Here is a 16154-nt window from a genome sequence, read left to right on the forward strand (position 1 = left end):
CAGTACATGGAATAGAAACAGAAATAATAGCAGCAAGTGTAAGAAATCCAATTCACGTAATTGAAGCAGCCAAGGCAGGAGCAGATATAGCAACAATACCATTTAACTTAGTAATGCAAATGCTAAAGCATCCTTTAACAGACCAAGGGCTTGAAAAGTTTAAGGCGGATTGGGCAGCAGCGTTTCCAGTTCACAGTTAACAAGGCACAGTTTACAGTTGAGGGAATAGTTTGACAGTTTATAATTTACAATGCACAGTTTAGAGTTTGAGAGCAAAACTTGGCAGTTTGGGATAGTTTGCAGTTTACAAGGTGCAGTGCACAGTTGAAGGAGGAAAAAGCTTTTGGCTTTTTCTGTGAGGTATAATAAAAATTAAAGAAATCCCGTAAGGGATTTCAACCACAACTGTTAACTGTAAATTGTAAACTGAATAAAAATAATATTAAGGAGAGGTAGCATATGGATATAGCAAAATATATTGACCATACAATTTTAAAGGCAGAGGCAACAGTAGAAGATGTAAAGAAACTTTGTGTAGAAGCAAAGGAATATGGATTTACGTCTGTTTGCGTGAACGCATGTTATGCCAAATTAGTAAGCACTGAACTTAAAGGAAGCGATGTTAAAACTTGTGTAGTAGTTGGATTTCCATTAGGAGCTATGACTAAGGAAGCTAAGGCTTTTGAAACTGCTCAAGCAATTGAAAATGGTGCTAACGAAATAGATATGGTTATTAATGTTGGTGCATTAAAAGCTAAAAATTATGAACTTCTTAAAGAAGATATAGAAGCAGTAGTAAATGCAGCAAAAGGAAAGGCAATCGTTAAAGTTATTATTGAAACATGCTTATTAACTGATGAAGAGAAAATTAAGGCTTGCGAAATTTCTAAGGAAGCTAAGGCAGATTTTGTTAAAACATCAACAGGATTTTCAACTGGTGGAGCTACAAAAGAGGATATTGCTCTTATGAGAAAAACTGTAGGACCAGAATTAGGAGTAAAAGCATCAGGTGGAATTAGAGACTTTAAGACAGCTATGGATATGATAAATGCAGGTGCAAGCAGAATTGGTGCAAGTGCTAGTATTGCTATTGTCAATGAGAGTAAGTAATGTAGCTTTTGCTAAATAAACTGGGGAAATATTTTTTATATAGATATTACAAAAATATTATTAATGAAATATCTATATAAGAATATATTCCCTTTTTCTAAATTTTATTCTAAAATATAGTAGAGTAAAGTAAAGATTCAATTTAGGTAGCAATAAAGATATCCAAAGCGAGAATTGGACTTATGCAACAATTACCGAAATCAGATACATTTATCTTCCACAGGACTAGTGAAATTTTCGCTGGAAGGTTCTAAATGGCGGCTTATCGTCATTTCAGCGTGTTCCAGATGTAAAATCTGGACAAGCTAAAAATGAAACAAGCCCCCATTAAGAACCATCATCAGCTAAATTTCACATGCCTGCTTCCAGAAAAATGTATCAAATTTCTAGTGTAGTGTTACGATTATAATTTCTCAATGGTGCATGTATATTCCATTTATAAGTTTGATTCTTCATTTGGATATCTATATAAAATTTATGTTTATGAAGTGAGGTAAGAAATGAGTAGAGAATTAGATAAGTTATCAATTAATGCAATAAGAGTATTATCAGCAGATGCTATAGAAAAATCAAAATCTGGACATCCTGGGTTACCGCTTGGCTCAGCAACAATGGCATTTACATTATGGACAAAAATGAATCATAATGGAAAAAATCCTGAATGGGATAATAGAGATAGGTTTGTATTATCAGCAGGACATGGATCAATGCTTGAATATTCATTATTACATTTATTCGGATATGGATTAACCGTTGAAGATTTAAAGAACTTTAGACAAGTAGGAAGTTTAACACCAGGACATCCTGAATATGGTCATACTAAAGGTGTTGAAATAACAACAGGACCGCTTGGGCAAGGTATTTGTAATGCAGTAGGTATGGCAATAGCAGAAGCGCATTTAGCAGAAAAGTTTAATAAGCCAGAGTATAGCATAGTTGATCACCATACATATGCTATAGTTGGTGACGGATGTCTTATGGAAGGAATTTCAGGAGAAGCATCATCACTAGCAGGAACTTTAGAACTTGGAAAATTAATCGTATTATATGATTCAAACAATATTTCAATAGAAGGAAATACAGATATAGCATTTAGAGAAGACACCGCAAAGAGATATGAAGCTTATGGCTGGCAAGTATTAAAGGTTGCAGATGGAAATGATATAGATGCAATCGAAAAAGCAATAGCAGAAGCTAAAGCAGAAACTAAAAAGCCATCAATGATAATAGTTAAAAATCAAATTGGATTTGGTTGCCCAGCAAAACAAGGAAAAGCTTCAGCTCATGGAGAACCTTTAGGAGCAGACAATGTAAAAGCTATGAAGGAAAACTTAGGCTGGAAGACTGAACCTGCATTTTATGTTCCAGATGAAGTATATTCAAACATGAATGAATATATAGAAAGTGGTGTTTCTAAAGAAAATGCATGGATAGAATTATTTAATAAATATTCAGAGGCTTATCCAGAGCTTGCAGTAGAATATACTAAGTGGATGAGTGGAGAAATTGATAAAGATGGATTATTAAACAATGAAGAACTTTGGAGTTTTGATAAAGAAATGGCTACAAGAGAATCTTCAGGAATAATGATAAATAGACTAGCTAAGCTTATTCCTAATTTTATAGGTGGATCAGCAGATTTAGCACCATCTAATAAAACTCATATGAATGATAGAGGAGATTTCTCAGCAGAAGATAGAAGTGGATCTAACCTTCACTTTGGAGTTAGAGAACATGCTATGGCAGCTATAGCTAATGGTATGTATGCTCATGGAGGACTAAAAGTATTCTGTGCAACCTTCTTTGTATTCAGTGATTACATGAAAGGTGCTATGAGATTATCGGCTCTTATGAAGCTTCCAGTAACTTATGTATTAACTCATGATAGTATTGGAGTAGGGGAAGATGGTCCAACTCATGAACCAATAGAACATTTAGCAGCACTTAGAAGTATGCCAAATATGACAGTGTTTAGACCAGCAGACTCAAAAGAAACAGCAGCCGCTTGGTATTATGCTGTAACAAATGGAACTACACCAACTTCATTAGTATTAACAAGACAAAAGTTACCACTATATGATGGATGCCCTAAGAGAGCATTAAAGGGTGGATATATACTTAAAGATTCTAAGAAAGAAACTCCAGATGTACTATTAATGGCATCAGGTTCAGAAGTAGAATTAATCTTTAAAGCAGCTGATGAGTTATCAGCAAAAGGAATTGATGCGAGAGTAATAAGTATGCCAAGCTTTGAGCTATTCGATGCTCAAGATGAAGCTTATAAAGAATCAGTAATGCCAAAAGCGGTACGTGCAAGATTAGCTGTTGAAGCTTTAACATCCTTTGGATGGCATAAATATGTAGGTTTAGACGGAGATGTTATTTCCTTAGATACCTTTGGTGCATCAGGTAAAGCAGAAGTTTTATTTGAGCAATTTGGATTTACTGTAGAAAATGTAGTAGAAAGAGCAGTTAAACTTAAATAGACTTTTAATATAAGATAATTTTAAACAGCTGTTATTGAACTATTATAATTAGTTTATAGCAGCTGTTTTTTGTATAAAATATTAATTTTTAAGAATTTGCATTTTATGTATAATTAATTATAATGAAGATAAATAATATTAAATTAATATAAAAATGATTCATTTTATAGTACCTTAAGTATAAAAGATAAAAAATAACTGTTAATAAAAAGGAATTTAATATATAATTTAGTGGACAAACTTAATTAATTAAAAATAAATTAATCTTTTAATATATATATGTTTCAATTTACAATTTACAATGCACAGTTTACAGTTATTTATAAAGTTCTGCTAGTCAAACACAAGATTTATAGCATCACTTTTTCTTGAAGGATTTTTAGAATTATTATGAAGAATCATATTTTCAATATATATATATGATTTGTAATTAAAATTGTACATTTCAATTCAAGAAATGCTGAAGGAATTTACTCATTAATTGATGATTTAACATTGATAATTGGAATATATAACTTTAATAAGAAATTAAAGATTAAATAAAATGGAGGAATATAATGAATACCAAAATAATAGTTGACAGCTGTGTTGACTTCAATTCTGAGGCTTTTGGAAATGAAGAAGAATATATGGAGAGAGTACCATTTAAAATACTAATTGATGATGAAGAAATTATAGATAGAAATTTAGATATAAACTCACTGCTTCAAAAAATGAAGAGTAGCAAAAATAAAATAGGAACTGCATGTCCATCACCAAATGACTTTTTAGAAGCTTTGAAAAAGTGTAAGAATAATTTTATTGTAACTATTTCGAGCAAATTAAGTGGCTCGTACAATAGTGCTCTTCTTGCTAAGGAAATGCTTAAGGAAGAGTTACCAGACAGTTTTGTTCATGTTTTTGACACTCAATCAGCTGTATCAGGACCTGATTTAGTTGTTTTAAAGATAAAACAATTAATTGAAGAAAAAGCTAGCAACGAAGAAATAGTAGAAAAGGTTACTAAATATATAGATGAAATGAGAACGTTATTTGTTCTAGAAAGACTTGATAACTTAGCTAAAAATGGTAGAATCAGCAATGCAAAGGCACTGATGGGGACATTGCTACAAGTTATTCCGATTATGTCTGATAATGGAAGTGGAGAAATAATTCTTAGAGAACAAGTAAGAGGAAAGAAAAAAGCTTTTAATAGATTAGTTGAAATGATAGGTGAAGAAACAAATGACTTTAAAAATAAGGTTATTGGTATAGGTCATGTAAATGCAAGAGAAAAAGCTGAAAGATTTAAAGAAGAAATCAGCAATAGATATAATTTTAAGGATATTATTATTTTTGAAAGTGGTGGACTTAGTACAGTTTATGCCGATGATGGTGGGATTGTAATTTGTTTTTAGTATAAACCAAAAAGTAACTAATTTATTATAGGAATAAAATTGGTTACTTTTTTAATTTGATTGAATAAAAGCAACTGCATTTAAAATTTTAATTAATGAAAGCTTTGCTTAAAGAAATCTTTGTGTTAATATAATATTGTAGTCTGACTTTTAGGGAAATTCAAGAATCCCAAAAAGAAAGATTTTATAAGCGTAATCGTTCTGAAATACATGAGGGTTCGTCCCAAATGAAAAGGCGTTATTATTAATTAAGCATAGACACAATCCCTACGCCTTGATTTGGTATAGGGGTTTTTTGTAATTATAGGTATTTTGTTTTGAAAGGAATAGTAAAAATGGATACAAGAATAGCATTGATAGGAATTATAGTTGAGGATATGAATTCAACTGATAAGCTTAATAATATTTTACATGAGTACTCACAATACATGATTGGAAGAATGGGAATACCTTATCGCGAAAAAGGTATAAGTATAATAAGTATTGTTGTTGATGCTTCTAATGATGTTATAAGTTCATTGTCAGGAAAACTTGGTATGGTTCCAGGGATAAATGTAAAAACTATGTATTCTAAAACAGGAAAATAGAATTGCCTTTGGAAGTTGGATGAGAAAAATCATAGATCAGAACGAAGATAAGATTAGTAAAAATCCAATTTAAAGAAAGAAGTGTAGGATATGTATAATGTTAAATCTAATGTAGCAACAGAATTTATTGATGATGGGGAAATATTAGAAAGTCTTGAATTTGCTGAAAAAAATAAGAATAATAAAAAACTTATTAATGAAATTTTAGAGAAAGCTAAAGAGTACAAAGGACTATCACATAGGGAAGCAATACTTTTACTTGAGTGTGAATTAGACGATGAAAATGAAAAAATGTTTAAACTAGCAAAGGAAATAAAGCAAAAATTTTATGGAAATAGGATTGTAATGTTTGCACCATTATATCTTTCTAATTATTGTGTAAATGGATGTACATATTGTCCATACCATCATAAAAACAAGCATATTGCTAGGAAAAAGCTTACTCAAGAGCAAATTAAAAATGAAGTAATAGCACTTCAAGATTTAGGACATAAAAGACTTGCACTAGAAACTGGTGAGGATCCAGTAAATAATCCAATTGAATATGTATTAGAAAGTATAAAGACTATTTATAGTATAAAACATAAAAATGGAGCAATTAGAAGAGCTAATGTAAATATTGCAGCTACAACTGTAGAAAATTATAGAAAATTGAAAGAAGCAGGAATTGGAACATATATATTATTCCAAGAAACTTATCACAAGAAGTCATATGAAGAACTTCACCCAACAGGTCCAAAGCATGATTATGCTTATCATACTGAAGCTATGGACAGAGCTATGGATGGAGGAATAGACGATGTCGGAATAGGCGTATTGTATGGATTAAATATGTATAAATATGATTTTGTTGGTCTTCTTATGCATGCAGAACATTTAGAGGCTGCTAAGGGAGTTGGACCACATACAATAAGTGTACCAAGAATAAGGCCAGCTGATGATATCAATCCTGAAGAATTTTCAAATGCTATTTCAGATGATATTTTTGCAAAAATTGTTGCTGTACTTAGAATTGCAGTACCATATACAGGTCTTATAGTATCAACAAGAGAATCACAAAAAACAAGAGAAAAAGTTCTTGAGCTTGGAGTATCACAAATAAGTGGTGCATCATCTACAAGTGTTGGTGGTTATGTTGAAAAGGAAAAAGAAGAAGAAAATTCAGCACAATTTGAAGTCAATGATGATAGAACTCTAGATGAAATTGTTAATTGGTTGCTTGAAAGAGGACATATACCAAGTTTCTGTACAGCTTGTTATAGAGAAGGTAGAACAGGTGATAGATTCATGACTCTTGTAAAGGCAGGACAAATAGCAAACTGTTGTCAACCTAACGCACTTATGACTTTAAAAGAATATTTAGAAGATTATGCTTCAGAAGATACAAAGAAAAAAGGTGAAGAAGTTATAAGAAATGAAATTCCTAACATTCCAAATGAAAAAGTTAGAAAAATTGTATTAGAACATCTCGAAGAATTAAATGAAGGAAAACGTGATTTTAGATTTTAAATATTTAATAATATATGCTGCAAAAAAGAATTGTTCAAAACTTAAAGATTTCCGAAGAAAATAAGCATTCGTTTATAATTGAGTATTGCAAAAAGTATAGAAGGGCTGCTCATAAATTTAATAGATTTTTGAGCAGTTTTTTTATATGAAACTATAAGATATTAATAAATTAAATATAAAAAGTTAAAAATTAATATGTTTATATAAGAATTTCGATAAAAGAGTGAAGAATTTTGTATGGAGAGTAAATACAAATTAATTTATAATCAGATATGTAAACGGTATAAAAATAAATTATGTTTACAATAGTTTAATGAAACATGGAGGGGTAAAAAATGAAAAGGTTTAAAAAATTATTAGCAATTGTTATGACTACTGCTTTAGTTGCAGCTACTGTGACAGGATGTAAAAGTGGAGGTGGAGCTGGTACTGCTGAAGCACCTAAACAAGCTGATAGCTCAAAAGTGTTAGTTGGGTCTGCTATTTATAAATTTGATGATACATTTATGACTGGTGTTCGTTCTGCAATGGAAGCACAAGCTAAAGAAAAAGGATCAACACTTGAATTGGTGGATTCTCAAAATAAGCAACCTACTCAAAATGAGCAAGTTGACACATTTATTACAAAAGGTGTAAACGCTTTAGCAATAAATGCAGTTGATAGAACTGCAGCTGGTCCAATTATTGAAAAAGCAAAAGCAAAGAAACTTCCAATAGTATTCTTAAATCGTGAACCAGAAAAAAATGATATGAATGGTTATGATAAAGTTTGGTATGTAGGGGCAAAAGCTGAACAATCAGGAACTCAATCAGGTGAAATTATAGCTGATTATTTTAAAGCTCATCCAGAAGCAGATAAAAACAAGGATGGAGTAATCCAATATGTAATGCTTCAAGGAGAACCAGGACATCAAGATGCAACTCTTCGTACTGAATATTCAATAAAGGCTATTGAAGCTGCTGGATTTAAAACACAAAAACTTGCTGCTGATACAGCAATGTGGGATAAAGCAAAAGCTACTGACCTTATGAAAGCATTTATAACTGGTCAAGGTATAGGCAAGATAGAAGCTGTTCTTTGTAACAATGATGATATGGCTCTTGGAGCTGTTGAAGCTTTAAAAGCTGAAGGATATAACAAAGGTGATGCAAGCAAATATATTCCAGTAGTTGGAGTTGATGCAACAGCACCAGCATTACAAGCTATGAAAGAAGGATCACTTCTTGGAACAGTATTAAATGATGCAGAAAATCAAGGTAAGGCAACTGTAAATATTGCAATAGCAGCTGCTCAAGGAAAAGAAATAAACAAAGAAAATATTGGTTATGATGTAACAGATGGAAAATATGTATGGATTAACTATGTAAAAGTTACTCAAGATAACTATACAAAGTATATTAAATAAATTAAATTAAGAATTAATGATTAATGGTGAATGGTTAAGGAAGAAATTACTCCGTAATTTCAAAATATATACTTAAAGAAATTACGAAGTGATTTCAACCACAATTATTCATCATTACTTGTTAATCATTAATAATTAAAAAGGAGGATGGCTTTATGGGTGAATATGTACTGGAGATGAATAACATTACAAAGGTATTTCCAGGCGTAAAAGCACTAGATAATGTAACACTCAAAGTGCAAAAGGGAAGTGTACATGCACTAATGGGTGAGAATGGTGCAGGAAAATCAACCTTAATGAAATGTCTTTTTGGTATTTATCATGAAGATGGTGGAGAAATAATATTAGATGGAAATAAAGTTGAGATAAATACTTCAAAACAAGCATTAGAATTAGGAGTATCGATGATACATCAAGAATTACACCCAATTCGTTTCCGTCCAGTTATGGAAAACATTTGGCTTGGTAGATTTCCTATGAAGGGAATTGCTGTTGATAAAAAAACTATGATAAAGAAAACAAAAGAATTATTCGAAGAAATTGAATTAGATATTAATCCTGAAATATTGGCTGGAAAACTTTCACCATCTAGTCTTCAATTAGTAGAAATAGCGAAAGCTGTTAGCTATAATTCAAAAATTATTATTATGGATGAACCAACTTCATCATTAACAGAAAATGAAACTAAGCACTTATTTAAGATTATAAAGCAATTACAAAAAAAGGGTTGTGCCATTATATATATATCGCACAAAATGGAGGAAATTTTAAAAATATCTGATGAAGTAACAATTATGAGAGATGGTCAGTATGTAGGAACTTGGGAAGCAAAGGATCTTACAACAGACTTAATTATAAATCGTATGGTTGGTCGTGATATGACCAATAGATTCCCACCAAGTGATTATGAACCAACTAAGGATATAGTTTTGAAGGTGAAAAATCTATGTTCTCCAATAAAAAAATCATTCCAACATGTAAATTTTGAACTATGTAAAGGTGAAATATTAGGAATTGGTGGTCTTGTTGGTGCACAACGTACAGAATTAGTAGAAGCTTTATTTGGTCTTCGTGAAATACAAAGTGGAGAAATAATCAAGGATGGAAAAGAAATAAAAATCAAAACTCCGAGAGATGCAAAAGAAAACGGATTTGCACTTTTAACAGAAGAAAGACGTGCAAGTGGAATTTTTGGTATTCTCTCAGTGTTAGATAATACAGTAATTGCAAGTCAAAAAGATTATGCAAAATTTGGAGTATTACAGGAAGGCAGCAGATATAAAGCTGCTAAAAAGTCAAATCAAGAATTAAGAACTAAAACTCCAAGTATGGAACAATTAATTCAAAACCTTTCAGGAGGAAATCAACAAAAAGTTTTAATTGCACGTTGGCTTCTTACTAATCCAGATATTCTTATATTGGATGAACCTACAAGAGGAATTGATGTAGGAGCTAAATATGAAATTTATACAATCATGCAGGAATTGGTTAAGAAAGGCAAATCAATTATTATGATTTCTTCTGAAATGCCAGAATTACTTGGTATGTCTGATAGAGTTATGGTTATGTGTGAAGGTAAAGTTACAGGAATTTTAGATAAAAATGAAGCGGATTCAGTAAAAGTTATGAGTCTTGCTACAGAATTTATGAAATAATAGATATCTCCTTTATAAATATAATTTTAGTAACAAAAGATTTTTAGCAGGAGAAAGAAAGTGAGGTATAATAAAATGAATGGAGAAAAGATAATTTCGAGAAAAGACTTTGGAAAAATATTTTTAGGTATTGGTGCTTTTTTTGTGATACTTGGAATTGTTTTTAATATTATTTTAGATCCCAATATAATTTACGATTTACCTATATATGTTGGAGGGGTTGGAATTGCTCTTCTTATTTATGGAGCAAAACAATTTTTTGATAAGAAAAATGCAGATATGGAGGTTGTTTTTTCAGCCAAAACAGTAAAAAACTTTTTAACAGATAATGCAATTATTCTAGCATTATTAGTTTTGGTAGTTGTAATTATGATAATTCAACCACGTTTCATGCAATATGCTGTATTTTTAGATATTTTGACGCAATCATCGACTAAAATGATTGTTGCACTTGGAATTTGTTTTACATTGTTAATTGCAGGGACCGACTTATCAGCAGGACGTATGGTTGGTCTTGCAGCGGTAATTTCAACTTCAATGTTACAAAACCCAGATTATGCTAATAGATTTTTCCCAGGTTTGCCACAATTGGCAGTTATCATTCCTATATTATTAGCTGTTATAGGTTGTGCTATATTTGGTGTGTTAAATGGTTTCTTAGTAGCTAAATACGATATGCATCCATTTATTGCAACATTAGCATCACAAGTTATAGTTTATGGTGTAACTTCATTATACTTTGATTTGCCACCTAATAAATCACAACCAATTGGTGGTATTCGTCCAGATTTCATAGCTCTTGGTCAAACAAAGTTATTCCAAATAGGAAGTTTTCCTGGAATATCAATCCTAGTTCCAATTGCAATTGTATTCATAATTTTAGTTTGGTTTATATTAAACAAAACTATATTTGGTAAGAATGTATATGCTATTGGTGGTAACCGTGAAGCAGCAGTAGTTTCTGGAGTTAATGTATTTGCAACTATAATGGGAATATTCATCTTCGCATCACTTCTATATGGTGTTGGTGGTGTCCTAGAAGCTGCAAGGACAGCAGGTGCTACTAATAACTATGGTAATGGTTATGAACTTGATGCAATCGCAGCCTGCGTTGTTGGTGGTGTTTCACTAAACGGTGGTGTTGGTAAAGTAGGCGGAATAGTAAGTGGTGTACTTATATTCACAGTAATTCAATATGGATTACAATTTATAGCAGTAAGTCCTATGTGGCAACAAGTTATTAAGGGGATTATTATAGCAGTTGCAGTTGCAATTGATATGGCTAAGTATAGAAGAAAATAAGATATATATATAACAGGTGGGTATCATATTTTAAATTATGATATCTGCCTGTTTTTTTGTGTGTAATTTAGTGAAATAGGTATTTGCGATAATACTAGTAATAATTAAATACTTAATGTATAATATATCTAGATTATTGTAAGATTTCACTAATAATTTAGTATTTATTATAAAAATATGTTTTTAAATAGCAAGAGTTGTATTAATAAATTTTAGTGATTAATGCATCTGTTGGAGGTGACTAAATGAATTTATATAAAATTATGATTGTTGATGATGAAGAAGAAATTCGTCTTGGAATTATAAAAAAAATTGATTGGGAAGCGTATGGATTTGTAGTTGTGGGCGATGCAGAAAATGGTCAAGATGCACTTGAAAAAGCTGAAAAACTTCAGCCAGATGTTATAATGACGGATATAAAAATGCCATATATGGATGGCTTGGAACTAGGAAAGAAACTTGTTGAATTAATGCCATCTACAAAGATAATTGTATTTTCAGGATGTGATGATTTTGAGTATGCACATCAAGCAATAAAGATAAATGTAGTCGAATATGTTTTGAAACCGATTAACTCTGTAGAATTTATTGAGGTACTGCAAAGGCTAAAATCACAGTTAGATAAGGAGTATGATGAAAAGAGAAACTTGGAAACACTTTACAAGCATTATGTAGAAAGTCTGCCTGTGATTCGAGAACAATTTTTGGTAGGTATGCTTGAAGGTCGAATTAGTGGAAGTCAGTGGAAGGATCAATCGGAAAATTTAGGGATAGATTTTAAATATGAGTATATATCTGTAGCATTAATAAGAGCAGATGGTGTATTAATGTTAGAAGATAATAAAGATAGTGCAGATGCTGGAATTCAAAAAGAACCTACACTAGTACCTATTTCAATAAAGAAAATGGTAGATGAGACTATGGATAAGTATACAAAATTCGTAAGTTTTATTTATTCAGATATGGTAGTAGTTATTGGAAACCTTATAGAAAAAAATGATATATTGCAATTTATTAAAGGAATAAATGAAATTTGTAAAGAGTATATGAGAATCATGGATTTAAATATATCAGCAGGTATAGGTTATGTTTACAATGATCCAGCTGAAATGAGATTTTCATATCGAAGTGCTCAGAATGCTTTAGATTATAGATTTATATTAGGAACTGGTAAAGCTATTTATATTGATGACGTCGAACCAGATAATTCTATTCATTTACAGTTAGATGAGCAAGAAGAGCGTGTAATGTTGAATGCAATTAAAATTTCTTCAGAAGAAGAGATTACAGAGGCTATAGATAATTTATTTAAAAAATTTCAAGATCTTCTCCTACCATTTAATCAATATAGAATTTATTTGATGGAAATCATGACATCTATTTTAAAATTAGTTCAAAATTATAACCTAGATATCAATGAAATTTTTGGAGAGAATTTTAATTGTTATAGTTATCTAGAAGCTTTTGATTCAATAGATGAAGTAAAGAAATGGATTACAAATAAGGCTATTAAAATAAATGATTATATTAAAAAGGAACGTATTAATTCCTCTATGCTGCTAATTGAAAAGGCTAAGCAATATATAAAAGAGAGCTATTCAGATTCTGATGTTTCTGTTGAAAAGCTTTGTTCAAAGTTACATGTTAGTCCAACGTATTTTTCAACCATTTTTAAGAAAGAAACAGGTGAAAACTTTGTTAATTATCTTACTACAGTACGATTAGAAGAAGCTGTAAAACTTTTAAATACAACAGATGATAAAACATATATGATAGCTGAAAAGGTTGGATATCCAGAAGCAAATTATTTTAGTTATGTATTCAAAAAGAAGTTTGGAGTATCGCCGTCAAAGTATAGAAAGAGTTGAGTGAGTTGCAATGCTTAATTTAATAAGGAAAAAAATACAAAAAATAATTAAATATTTTAAGAATGCAAGTATAAAATATATAATTTCAATTGCTTTTACAGGAATTGCAGTTATAGGAATGTTAATTGTTAGTGGGGCCTTATATTTTAGATTTATAAATTCTACCGAAGATATAATAGCTGAAAATAACAAATCTATGCTTGACCAAGTTAATTTAAATTTAGATAACTATCTACATAATATGATGAGAATATCTGATACAACATATTATGATGTTATTAAAAAGAAGGATTTAGCAAATGAAAGTATAGATAAAGAAATGGATTTACTTTATGGAGCAAATAAAGATTCTATTACAAGCATATGTGTTTTTTCAAATGATGGTGAAGTTGTAGCAGCATCACCTTTAGGAAAGTTGAAAAGCTCAGTTGATCCAAGGGTTAATGATTGGTTTTATACTGCGTTAAGTAGAAAAGAAAATCTACATTTTTCAACACCGCATGTGCAAAATATATTTATTGATCCAGATAATAAATATCATTGGGTTGTATCATTAAGTCGTGCAGTAGAACTTACAAATAATAAGAGAACTACATCAGGTGTTTTGCTAGTAGATATTAATTTTAGTGGTATTGAGCAAATTTGTAAAAATGCAAGTTTAGGTCAATCAGCATATGTATATTTAATTGATAGAGATGGAGAAATAATATATCATCCACGCCAACAATTAATTTATTCAAATTTAATTGAAGAAAATAATAAGATTGCAGCTGCATATGAAGAAGGAAACCATGAAGAGAATTTTCAAGGGGAAGAAAGGTTAGTAACTGTTAAAACTGTAGGATATACAGGCTGGAAGATTGTTGGGGTTACTCCTATGAAGGATATAACTTCTGATTATTCTCAAATGAGCATATTTGCAATATTTATAATATCATTTGGTATTAGCGTGCTCGTATTTCTTAATATGCTTGTATCGTCACGTATAGCTAATCCTATAAGATCTCTAGAAAAAAGCGTAAAAGAACTAGAAAGTGGAGTTAAAGATGTAGAAATCTCAATTAGTGGTTCCTATGAAACCAAGCATTTAGGAAAAGCAATTAGATCCATGGTTAATCAAATGCATTCGCTTATGGATAATATAATATCTGAGCAGGAATCTAAAAGAAAAAGCGAACTTAATGCATTGCAAGCTCAGATAAATCCACATTTTTTATATAATACGTTAGATTCTATTATTTGGATGATAGAAAATGAAAATTATGATGGGGCTATTATAATGGTAACGGCTTTAGCAAGACTTTTTAGGATAAGTTTGAGCAGAGGGAAAAATATAATAACTGTAAAAGATGAAATTGAACATGCACGTAACTATTTGACTATTCAAAATATAAGATATAAAAATAAATTTACTTATAATATTGAGGTAGATGAGGATACTTTAAATTTAGCAAGTATTAAGTTGATAATTCAGCCAATAATTGAAAATGCAATTTACCACGGAATGGAGTTCATGAGTGGAGACGGTGAGATTTTAGTTAAGTCATATATTAAAGAGGGGGATTTATTTATTGATGTAGTAGATAATGGTCTAGGCATGCCACAGGAAGTCGCAGATGCACTCCTAACAATTAAAAGTAAAGCTGAAAATGAGAAGAAAAGTTCAGGAATTGGACTTAAAAATGTTCATGAAAGAATACAATTGTATTACGGAAAAGGTTATGGACTTAAAATTTTTAGTGAACCAGATGAAGGAACGACAATAAGTATCCATATGCCATGCGTTGATTATTCTGAAGTAAGGAAGAGGGAGGAAGATAATTAGTGAGAAAGAAAAAAAAACGAATTTTTATTTTTCTATTTTTATTATTAATAACATCCTTTGTACTTCTTATGAATGATACTATATTGCATGAAAAAGAGAAGAGAATGTATAATATTTCAGTTATAACTAGAGGGAAAAACAGTGAAAGCTCAATGATAATAAGGCAGGGAATAGAACAAGCTGCATCTGAAATGGATGTAAATATAAGATTCATTAATTTAGCAGAGGATAATAGTACAATAGAGCAAAAGGAACTCATTGAAAAGGAAATTAGAAATAAGGCTGATGCCATAGTTATAGCACCGACTGATTATGAAAAAATGGCGGAACCAATAGAAAATGCAATGAGAAAAATTCCAGTTGTGATGATTGAATCAACAATTAAGTCAGAACAAAAACTTTCAAGTATTTCTTGTGATAATTATGCTCTTGGTGAAAATTTAGCAGAAGAAGTTGTTAAAAATGGTAATGTGAATAATAATATTGTAATTGTGAAAAATAACTTGGAGTGTAGCAGCATAAAGGAAAGGTATGATGGATTTATGAGCGTCTTAAGTAACACAAAAAATAACTATATATTTTGGGAGTTTAATGATAGTAATCCATCAACCTATCGTGAGGAGACCAAAAAAATATTAGAAGATAGTAATATAAATGTAATAGTTGCTTTTGACTCTGAAGAATTAGAGTGGATTGCTCAAACAAAGAAAGATTTTGGGAATATAGACAAAAAAATAGCAGATGTACAGGTTTACGGGGTTGGAAGTACGAATAAAATTATTTCCTTTTTAGAAGATAAGATTATTAATGCAACTGCTATTCAAAATGAGTTTAATGTAGGATATTTGGGAATAAAAACAGCGGTAGATAAATTGAATAAGAAAAAAGAAAATGAAAATTCAATTTCTTCAACTGTAATTAATAAAGATAATATGTATTCAGAAACAAATCAAAGATTGTTATTTCCATTTATTAAATAAAGATATAGTAAGTTTTGGGGTTGAAATTT

12 protein-coding genes are annotated in these 16154 nt (G+C 30.5%); all 12 read left to right on the plus strand.

Annotation, left to right across the window (positions count from 1 at the left end):
• Positions 1-200, plus strand: a 200-nt coding sequence (locus tag L3B98_RS23305) for a transaldolase family protein (protein ID WP_275298486.1), incomplete at its 5' end; no start/stop codon positions are given.
• Positions 201-459: 259 nt separating this feature from the next.
• A complete protein-coding gene (gene deoC, locus L3B98_RS23310) occupies positions 460-1110 on the plus strand; it encodes a deoxyribose-phosphate aldolase (RefSeq protein ID WP_077365799.1) in 651 nt (216 codons plus the stop codon).
• A gap of 500 nt (positions 1111-1610) precedes the next feature.
• Positions 1611-3596 carry a transketolase gene (gene tkt, locus L3B98_RS23315; RefSeq protein ID WP_238918427.1) on the plus strand — a complete coding sequence of 662 codons (1986 nt, stop codon included), beginning with the start codon at positions 1611-1613 and terminating at the stop codon, positions 3594-3596.
• A gap of 557 nt (positions 3597-4153) precedes the next feature.
• The gene (locus L3B98_RS23320) at positions 4154-4993 is read left to right on the plus strand and encodes a DegV family protein (protein WP_238918428.1); all 840 of its coding nucleotides are present in this window, start codon (positions 4154-4156) and stop codon (positions 4991-4993) included.
• 335 nt (positions 4994-5328) lie between these two features.
• Positions 5329-5580 carry a TM1266 family iron-only hydrogenase system putative regulator gene (locus tag L3B98_RS23325; protein ID WP_015394734.1) on the plus strand — a complete coding sequence of 84 codons (252 nt, stop codon included), beginning with the start codon at positions 5329-5331 and terminating at the stop codon, positions 5578-5580.
• Positions 5581-5670: 90 nt separating this feature from the next.
• Positions 5671-7089 (plus strand): [FeFe] hydrogenase H-cluster radical SAM maturase HydG, encoded by a 1419-nt coding sequence (gene hydG, locus L3B98_RS23330; protein ID WP_015394733.1) that lies wholly within the window; start codon positions 5671-5673, stop codon positions 7087-7089.
• A gap of 335 nt (positions 7090-7424) precedes the next feature.
• Entirely contained in the window at positions 7425-8495 is a 1071-nt protein-coding gene (locus L3B98_RS23335; RefSeq protein ID WP_015394732.1) for a galactose ABC transporter substrate-binding protein, read from the plus strand.
• A gap of 155 nt (positions 8496-8650) precedes the next feature.
• Positions 8651-10150, plus strand: a complete 1500-nt coding sequence (locus L3B98_RS23340) for a sugar ABC transporter ATP-binding protein (protein ID WP_077365793.1) — start codon at positions 8651-8653, stop codon at positions 10148-10150.
• Positions 10151-10225: 75 nt separating this feature from the next.
• Entirely contained in the window at positions 10226-11452 is a 1227-nt protein-coding gene (gene mglC / locus L3B98_RS23345; RefSeq protein ID WP_015394730.1) for a galactose/methyl galactoside ABC transporter permease MglC, read from the plus strand.
• A 245-nt stretch (positions 11453-11697) separates the two neighbouring features.
• On the plus strand, positions 11698-13320 hold the full coding sequence (locus L3B98_RS23350; RefSeq protein WP_238918429.1) for a response regulator: 1623 nt from the start codon (positions 11698-11700) through the stop codon (positions 13318-13320).
• 10 nt (positions 13321-13330) lie between these two features.
• Positions 13331-15145 carry a sensor histidine kinase gene (locus L3B98_RS23355; protein WP_238918430.1) on the plus strand — a complete coding sequence of 605 codons (1815 nt, stop codon included), beginning with the start codon at positions 13331-13333 and terminating at the stop codon, positions 15143-15145.
• On the plus strand, positions 15145-16125 hold the full coding sequence (locus L3B98_RS23360; protein ID WP_238918431.1) for a substrate-binding domain-containing protein: 981 nt from the start codon (positions 15145-15147) through the stop codon (positions 16123-16125). The genes L3B98_RS23355 and L3B98_RS23360 overlap by 1 nt, the downstream gene beginning before the upstream one ends.
• The last annotated feature ends 29 nt before the right edge of the window (positions 16126-16154 follow it).

The sequence above is a fragment of the Clostridium sp. YIM B02555 genome, from assembly GCF_022320955.1.
Lineage (GTDB): Bacteria > Bacillota > Clostridia > Clostridiales > Clostridiaceae > Clostridium > Clostridium saccharoperbutylacetonicum.